Source organism: Psychromonas sp., from assembly GCF_983033635.1.
This window is the reverse complement of record NZ_CEZLMY010000109.1, coordinates 1-7,701: the sequence shown is the minus strand read 5'-3', so window position 1 is coordinate 7,701 and position 7,701 is coordinate 1. Positions and strand designations below refer to the sequence as shown.

Here is a 7,701-nt window from a genome sequence, read left to right as displayed (position 1 = left end):
CGCTAGACTGATAGGCGGGGCAAAAAGCTGTCAACTTTCTAAGCAGGAAGTGAGGGATATTGCACTGGATGGTTTTTTCCCGCAAATTAGCTTTGATCAGCGTCCTCTTTCACGACGTAGCGGAGTCGTTGAGTTTGGTCTTCCTTATGCTGCAGATCCTGCAGTGAGTAAGCATATCGCGGAATTTATCGCAGATCACCAACTGGCCTGTAATGACGCACTGGGTGTCATTGAAGACAAGTCGGCTAATGGAACGTCAGGTGTCGCCATTCCTGATGCCGTATTATTCAACGGCGGGGTTTTTAATAGCACCGCACTCAGTGAACGGTCAATTGATGTTTTAAGTGAATGGCGTGGTGACACAGTTACCAGGCTGGAAAACAATAATCCTAATCTTGCTGTGGCGCAGGGGGCTGTCGCTTACGCTAAAGCTCGTCGTGGTGTACAGCTTAAAATTGGCGGAGGCTCTGCGCGTACTTTTTTCCTAGTGCTGGAGCAGCTGGAGTCGGGTAAACAAGTTGTCTGCTTAATGCCAAAAGGGACAGAAGAAGAGCTGGAACTGATCCTAAGCGAACGAAAATTTTCATTACGTTTAGGGCAGCCGGTTCAGTTCCATCTGTATTCGACGACTGCTGACCGTCTCTATCAAGCGGGTGAAATAATCACCATTGATGATCAAAGCCTTGCCAGCCAGCACTTTATATCACTTCCTCCTCTGGCCGTGGTATTAGAGAAAACAGCCTTGGATTCAGTTACTGTGTCGCTTGCCGCCACGCTAACTGAAGTAGGGACTCTGAAAATTGACTGTGTGGCTGAAAATCAACAACGCTGGCATGTCGAGTTTCAAATTCGCAGGCAGCTGTCTGAACAGAGAAAAACGCAAACAACACTAGCTCTTCCCGCAAAGTTTAACGAAGTAGAACAAAAAATTGATGCGGTCTTTGGCGAGAGTAAACAAGCGATGCCGCCTAAAGTGGTGAAAGCTCTGCGTATTGATATTGAAAAATGTTTGGGAAAGCGTGACAGCTGGGAAGTCCCGGTGCTGCGGGCATTGTTTGATCAGTTATTAGAAAATAAAAAACGGCGACGTCGTTCTGCCGTCCATGAGCGTATTTGGTTTAACCTTGCGGGTTATGGTTTACGTCCGGGATTCGGTTATCCGATTGATGACTGGCGTATTGAACAAATTTGGGACTTGTATCAGCAAGGGCTGCAGTTCAATCAGGAAACGCAATGCTGGATTGACTGGTGGACCTTCTGGCGTCGCGCATCGGGGGGCCTTAATGCAATACAGCAGATTACTGTATATAAGGATATTGCGGCGTTTATTAACCCCTCAGCATTAACCAGTAGAAAATTGCAGGCCGAAGCCAAGAAAAAATCCTATGAAGATATGGTTAAATTGGTGGCGACATTGGAGCACCTGCCTGTTGAAGACAAAACCCAAATCAGCCAATGGTTATTAAAACGCCTGGAAAAATCCAGCGAAACAATGACCAGCTGGTGGGCGCTTGGCCGTATAGCATCACGCATTCCCTTTCACGGTAGTGCGCATAATGTCATTGATAAAAACGACGTACAAAGCTGGCTCCCGCAGTTGCTCAAAGTCGATTGGAAGAAAAATAAGCAGGCTGCGTTTGCGGCAGTGTTAATGACACGTATGAGTGGTGATCGACGTCGTGATCTTGATGGCGATTGGCGCAACAAGGTTATTGATAAATTAACTATCGCAAAGGCTCCCGCCAGTTGGATAGAAATGGTTGAAACAGTTAAAAAGCTGGATGAAGCAGAAACCAAACGAGTATTTGGTGAGGGCTTGCCAGTTGGATTGCAATTGATTCAATGAATCAGAAAATGTTTTAGTCAGTAGCGTCGCGGCGAAACTTAAACGGTTCGAGAAATTAAATATTGGCCCAACAATGTTAAAACCCATGTTTTTTTAGTATTTGATGGTAAGTACCGTCGCGTTTAATAGCTTCCAGTCCTTGATTAAAATCGTTAATAATCTCTTCTCGTTGAGAACTTTTTAGTGACACCATTAAATAGATAGGAGAAACAGATAAAGGCGGTTGAATAAACACAATGTTATTTAGTCTTTGTCCTGACATTGTGAGCAGTTCATAACGAAAAACGTCAAAAGAGATAGAGATCATGTCGACTCGTTTTTTTAAAAGTTTACGAACATTCAATACTGGTTTCGTTGCAGTTTCTTTATTGAGATAATCGGCAGCATCAAACTCTTCATTATTAACCCATCCCTGGCTTACTCCTATTGTATAGGGTATTAACTCTTGAAGTTTTGAATAATGGGTAACATGCAGTGATTTCAGGGCAACAAGTCCCACCTCAATATTATAAATTGCGGCGCTGTATAAATACTTCTTACTCCGCTCCTCACTGTAATATCCCCCCATCAAAATATCATATTGCCTATTTTCGACTAATTTTAGCGCTCGTGCCCATGGAATGAATTTTACAGTGGCATTATGACCTGCTCTTTGAAAAGCCGTTTTGACAATAACAGTAATCACACCCTCATCCTCCATCTTAGCTCCATAGAATGGAGGCCAGTCGACGGTTACCATTTTTATTTCACGGGCATTAACCATCGCTACGCTACAGCAAATAATGAGGGCTATGACCTGTAATAAGTAATATATCCATCTGTTTTTTTTCATTTCATCCCTTTTTTGGGGAAATGCGAAGCTTGATTATAAACAAAAAAAACTACCTTATTCACTCAGTATAACTTAATAAAAGAGTTCGATACTTTTGCTGTTATTTCATTAGCGCATAGATCTTTTAAGCTATTTTCTAGCCCATTGTAAATGAATTGTTATTTGCACTTGGAATTAGCCACCTTGCTAAGCCTGTTGTTAATGAATGACGAGTGGTTAACATCAACACTTCCTTTTTCTACCTTTCAGCGCTGTTCTGGGGATAAGAGGAAGCACTATCAGACCGATCCCCAGTAAGGTCAGCCAGTCGGGCAGTTCATTAAACCAGCACACTCCGAATATGGTGACAAAAATCAGACCTGAATATTCAGCTAAAGCGATTTGTGTTGTTGGTGCCTTCTTATAAGCAATAACCGCTAATCCATTGTAGGTTAGAATAAGAGTGGCACTTACTACAACCCAAATGAGCTCTCTAGCTGTTACCGGTTGCCAGTATATCCAGGCTAAAATTCCCGACAGTGGTACAGATAACAGAGTGGTCCACATCAAAGTTGTAATCACAGGCTGTTCACTCGGGATCTTTCTCACCAAGACATTAAATAGAGCCAGTGTGCATGCTGTTCCCATTGCGAACAGGGCTGCCCAGTGAAATTGCGATGGCCGCAGAACAATCAGCACACCTATAAATCCGATCAAGGTGGCAATAACTTTACTGCTGTTTGGCATCTCCTTTAATAAACAGATGGATAATGGAATCATTAAAAGAGGTGCCGCGTAAAACAGGGCATTTGCCGTTGCTAAAGGCAGATAAGTGATGGCGACCATCATACAGCCGCTGCCGAGCAGCACTAAGTGAGCTCGAACTGCGGTCACCTTGATATTGGTTAAGTCACGTTGCGATTTTGCTAAGCGCAGCCAAAATGGCAGTATCAGTAACAGGGATACCACTTGGCGTATAAAAATATACTGGTATGGCGAGATCCCGCCAGCAAGCAGTTTGACGGCAACATCAGAGAGTGAAGCCAGCAAATTACCAATAATAAGCAGTACAATGGCTAAGTTTACCGGGGATAGATTGCGCATCGCTATTGAATTACTCGGCAATTATTTAGTTAAGCGCATATCGATATGCGGGATGCCGTCTTCTAAATACATTGCACAGATAGGTTTAAATCCATGGCGTTGATAAAAAAGCTGCAAGTGATGTTGTGCGCCGATATCAATGGTTTGTCCTGGCCAGAGGCTTTCACACTGCTGCAATGCCTCCTTAAGCAATTGATGACCGAGGCCATTGCCTCTAGCTGTCTCTTTAGTGGCAATGCGGCCTATGCTGACATTATCAAAAGTCGTCCCAGCAGGGAGCAACCGTGCACAGGCAACAATTTCACCGTTACTTACACCGAGCAGATGCTGCACATTATCAAGGTTGTCTTTGCCGTCCAGTTCCGGGTATGGGCAGGTCTGCTCAACAACAAAAACATCCACTCTTAGCCTGATCAGTTCATAAAGCTGTGCTGTGGAAAGTTTATTAAAAGGGAGTAGTTGCCAAGAGATCATTTATCTGTCCTAAGAGTTCAATATAACAAAGGAATGTAGCAACTCAGGAAGGCAGAGGCATTAACTTATGTTAACTCTTTTCTTTTATGCGCGATTTAATGCGACTTAGGCTGATATGGGTGATGCCAAGATAAGCGGCGATCTGATAATCGCTTAGTCGCTCACGGAGGTGAGGATAGTTCCGGCAGAAAATTTCATTGCGTTCTTCGGGAGTATGCAGCAGCATAAAACGTTCTTTATTTTCTTTATACATTAGTTGGGTTTCCAGCAGCTTAATATATAAAGGGTGTGATTGATCTCGCCATTGATAAAGAGATGCAATCGGCAAGCAAAGCAGGTTTGTCGGGGTCAGTGTTTCAACTAAGTAAGGAGAAGCCTGCTTGCGTATAAGCCCCTCAAAACCAATTATCCAATCTTGCTCCCAGTAAAACTCCTTACTGAACTGCTTTCCCTGCTCTGTAAGATAACAAGCGTGGCAGATGCCGTCTAAAACGAAATAGAGTGAGTCGGCGACTTCTTCCTGGTTCACTAAAATATGTCGAGCAGGGAGCTGCAATGGCTTCGCAATACTGATTAATGCGTCAATATCTGCAGTGTTGAATCCATGTTGTGCTAATTGTGCAGTGAACAGAGTGCTCATAAGATCCTTATTAAGACGGAAAACGCTGAAACTGAATCTCATACTAGCTTAGTGTATTGAGTGTGTGCAAACGCCAGCAGAAAAAAAAACAGGCCGCCCAATCAATGAGCGCCTAGTTTTTTAGTAAAATTAAACTTAATCTAATGGCTGATGTTTATGAACTAAGCCAAAATCGTCAAGCACTGCATATGCACTTGGAATAATAAAGAGCACCAGCAGGGGCGAGGTAAAAAAAACAAATACGATAGATATTACGATCGGTTTTACGACTTGTACCTGCAGGCTCGTTTCCAGCAGTAAGGGTAATAAACCTGCTGATGCTGTTGTCGATATCAGCCATCACAGTAACAGTGCGTTGACTTTCAATGCGTTTAATACGTACAAACGAGCAAATCGGTGATCTTTATTGCGCAGCTGTATCTGTTTGAGCCCTGTAACGAATAGTTGTGATAAATAAACAGTAAATGCAAGAGCAAGAAAGTGTATTAATTGCAACACACCTTTTGGGATCTATAATGAAATAGATGGTAATTGCGGTTTGAAAGCGCATAAACTTATGGGCCATTAAATCTGTGGATTTCCCTTTTATTTCAATTTCAAGTTGAAACCATATTGCCAGGTTTGCATCCTGTATTTTTGGCAGCAAGATAGCTTCATAACCTTCTAATTAAATACTATTAGCGGAGTCAATATGAGTCGATTATTTATCAATAACAAAGCAACCTTAGTAGACGATGCCATTGACGGTATCTTGTACAGTAATAAACATAACAATCTGGCGCGTCTTGATGTTGATCCGCAGATTAGAATCCTTGTCCGAAATGATTGGCAACAAGATAAAGTCGCCCTTATTTCCGGTGGAGGTTCCGGTCATGAGCCTGCCCACGTCGGTTTTGTAGGGAAAGGTATGTTGACAGCGGCAGTATGCGGTGATCTGTTTGCTTCGCCAACTGTAGATGCAGTACTGAATGCTATCGTTCATGTGACAGGTGAAAAGGGGTGTTTGGTTATTGTAAAAAACTATACCGGTGACCGTTTAAACTTTGGTCTGGCTTGTGAAAAAGCCAAGAAAATGGGCTTGAAAGTGGAGATGGTGATTGTTAATGACGATATCTCCATTCCTGATAATATTAATCCTCGCGGCATCGCCGGCACGTTATTTGTGCATAAAGTTGCAGGCTATGCAGCTGAGCAGGGCGCTAATTTAGCTGAGGTGAAAAGTGCGGCGCAAGGGGCAATTGATGCTGCTGCCAGTATCGGTGTGGCACTGTCCTGCTGTTCATTACCGGGTGAAGAAACCAGTCAACGCATTGCCGAAGGTAAAGTTGAACTGGGACTTGGTATTCATGGTGAACCCGGGTTTACGACTATTGATTTTATCTCCTGCCGTGAGCTGGTGGCCATTATGGCAGCCAAACTTAAAGCCTGTTTATCTTCTGCGGATGCAAAAGTGGCCGTGATGATTAATAACCTTGGTGGGGTGTCACCACTGGAAATGAGTCTGATCTGTAAAGAGATTCTGGAATCACAATTACGCGATAATATTCACCTGGTGCTTGGACCTGCTGCGTTAATGACTTCCATTGATATGAAAGGTTTCTCGATCTCTTGTCTGCAACTCAGCGATACACATTCAGAAGCACTGTTGGCACCTGTAGAAGTAGAGGCCTGGATTCAACCGATTGAATTACGTCAGTTAGATGTAGTAAAAAAAGATAAAGTGTCGAGTGATTTTGCTTTTGCAGTGTCTGAAAATGCAGTGATAGCCGCTGTTGTGGCTAAGGTTACCAGCACGTTAATCGCGGCGGAAAAAGAGTTGAATCAACTTGATTTGCTGGTCGGTGATGGTGATACTGGCTCTACCTTTTCTGCAGGAGCCCGTCAGATTCAGGCCCAGCTTGAATCTAAAAATCTGCCGTTAAATGATATTGGCGCGTTGCTGAATGTGATTGGTGAACAGCTTGCAATTGCGATGGGCGGTTCTTCAGGTGTGTTATTTTCAATATTCTTTACTGCTGCGGGGCAGGATTATAACCAAAACGGCAACACAGTGATGGCGTTAAGAGCGGGTCTTGAACAGATGATGCAATATGGTGGGGCGAAACCGGGTGATCGCACTATGGTTGATGCTATGCACCCGGCCTTTGTTGCCTGGGAAACTGACGGTTTCGAAGCGGCGATTGAAGCTGCGCGGATCGGGGCTGAAAGCACTGCCACTATGCTTGAAGCGAAAGCGGGGCGTTCATCATATCTAAGCAGCGACAGCTTAAAAGGGGTTAAAGATCCTGGTTCACTGGCTGTTGAGCGCGTATTTGCAGCGTTTAAAGTTTAATTTGTAAAATATCAGGGCAGTCATAGCTTTTTAATTAATGCTATGGTTGTCCTATTCACTTTCTAGCACGTTAAATCATAGTAATATTGACTGATAGAGAATTGCTCCGATAATTCAATAATCCCCTCATCGAAAATGCAGTAATTCCCTGAATACCATACAGATCGCAATTATTGTCTTTGTATATTAAATAATTAGACTGGAAATAAGTAATTTTGCAGATTGGTTATACTATTAAGTAAATAGAAAATACCTTATAGATAAAGGAGTTATCATGAATATCTTAAATCGGCTGAGTATAGCGTTTTTCATGATATTACTCTTATTCCCCTTTTTCGGAAATGCTCGAGAATTTACTATTATCGCCAGCCCTCAAGCACCGCACAAGTATCTTGATAACGGTGTAATTACGGGGATTGATGTCGAAGTTATCTCTCAGGTTATGAAGCGGCTTAATGTAAAGTACAAAATCAGATTGATTAAGTCTGCCGCGC

General features: G+C 43.1%; 6 protein-coding genes and 1 pseudogene. 3 read left to right on the top strand and 4 right to left on the bottom strand.

Annotation, left to right across the window (positions count from 1 at the left end; translation table 11 throughout):
* Positions 1 to 1,846 (top strand): Hsp70 family protein (locus AC4GME_RS13100; protein ID WP_490379539.1); only part of this gene is annotated, 1,846 nt, incomplete at its 5' end.
* A 76-nt stretch (positions 1,847 to 1,922) separates the two neighbouring features.
* On the opposite strand, the gene AC4GME_RS13095 is transcribed toward AC4GME_RS13100, so the two are convergent.
* The 4 genes from AC4GME_RS13095 to AC4GME_RS13080 form a co-directional block, all read right to left on the bottom strand.
* Entirely contained in the window at positions 1,923 to 2,678 is a 756-nt protein-coding gene (locus AC4GME_RS13095) for a substrate-binding periplasmic protein (protein WP_490376753.1), read from the bottom strand.
* Positions 2,679 to 2,900: 222 nt separating this feature from the next.
* Positions 2,901 to 3,761, bottom strand: a complete 861-nt coding sequence (locus AC4GME_RS13090; protein ID WP_490379538.1) for a DMT family transporter — start codon at positions 3,759 to 3,761, stop codon at positions 2,901 to 2,903.
* A gap of 21 nt (positions 3,762 to 3,782) precedes the next feature.
* Complete coding sequence (locus AC4GME_RS13085) at positions 3,783 to 4,235, bottom strand: GNAT family N-acetyltransferase (RefSeq protein WP_490376751.1); 453 nt, start codon at positions 4,233 to 4,235, stop codon at positions 3,783 to 3,785.
* Between the two features lie 70 nt (positions 4,236 to 4,305).
* Positions 4,306 to 4,875, bottom strand: a complete 570-nt coding sequence (locus AC4GME_RS13080) for a Crp/Fnr family transcriptional regulator (RefSeq protein WP_490376750.1) — start codon at positions 4,873 to 4,875, stop codon at positions 4,306 to 4,308.
* A gap of 691 nt (positions 4,876 to 5,566) precedes the next feature.
* Here AC4GME_RS13080 and AC4GME_RS13075 point away from each other — a divergent pair.
* On the top strand, positions 5,567 to 7,207 hold the full coding sequence (locus AC4GME_RS13075; protein ID WP_490376749.1) for a dihydroxyacetone kinase subunit DhaK: 1,641 nt from the start codon (positions 5,567 to 5,569) through the stop codon (positions 7,205 to 7,207).
* 274 nt (positions 7,208 to 7,481) lie between these two features.
* A pseudogene (locus tag AC4GME_RS13070) lies at positions 7,482 to 7,701 on the top strand (amino acid ABC transporter substrate-binding protein); the annotation flags it as partial.

Bases quoted from the DNA above. Each gene is read 5' to 3' on its own strand.
- AC4GME_RS13090 (WP_490379538.1), bottom strand. From the start codon at position 3,761: ATGCGCAATCTATCCCCGGTAAACTTAGCCATTGTACTGCTTATTATT.
- AC4GME_RS13095 (WP_490376753.1), bottom strand. From the start codon at position 2,678: ATGAAAAAAAACAGATGGATATATTACTTATTACAGGTCATAGCCCTC.
- AC4GME_RS13085 (WP_490376751.1), bottom strand. From the start codon at position 4,235: ATGATCTCTTGGCAACTACTCCCTTTTAATAAACTTTCCACAGCACAG.
- AC4GME_RS13080 (WP_490376750.1), bottom strand. From the start codon at position 4,875: ATGAGCACTCTGTTCACTGCACAATTAGCACAACATGGATTCAACACT.
- AC4GME_RS13075 (WP_490376749.1), top strand. From the start codon at position 5,567: ATGAGTCGATTATTTATCAATAACAAAGCAACCTTAGTAGACGATGCC.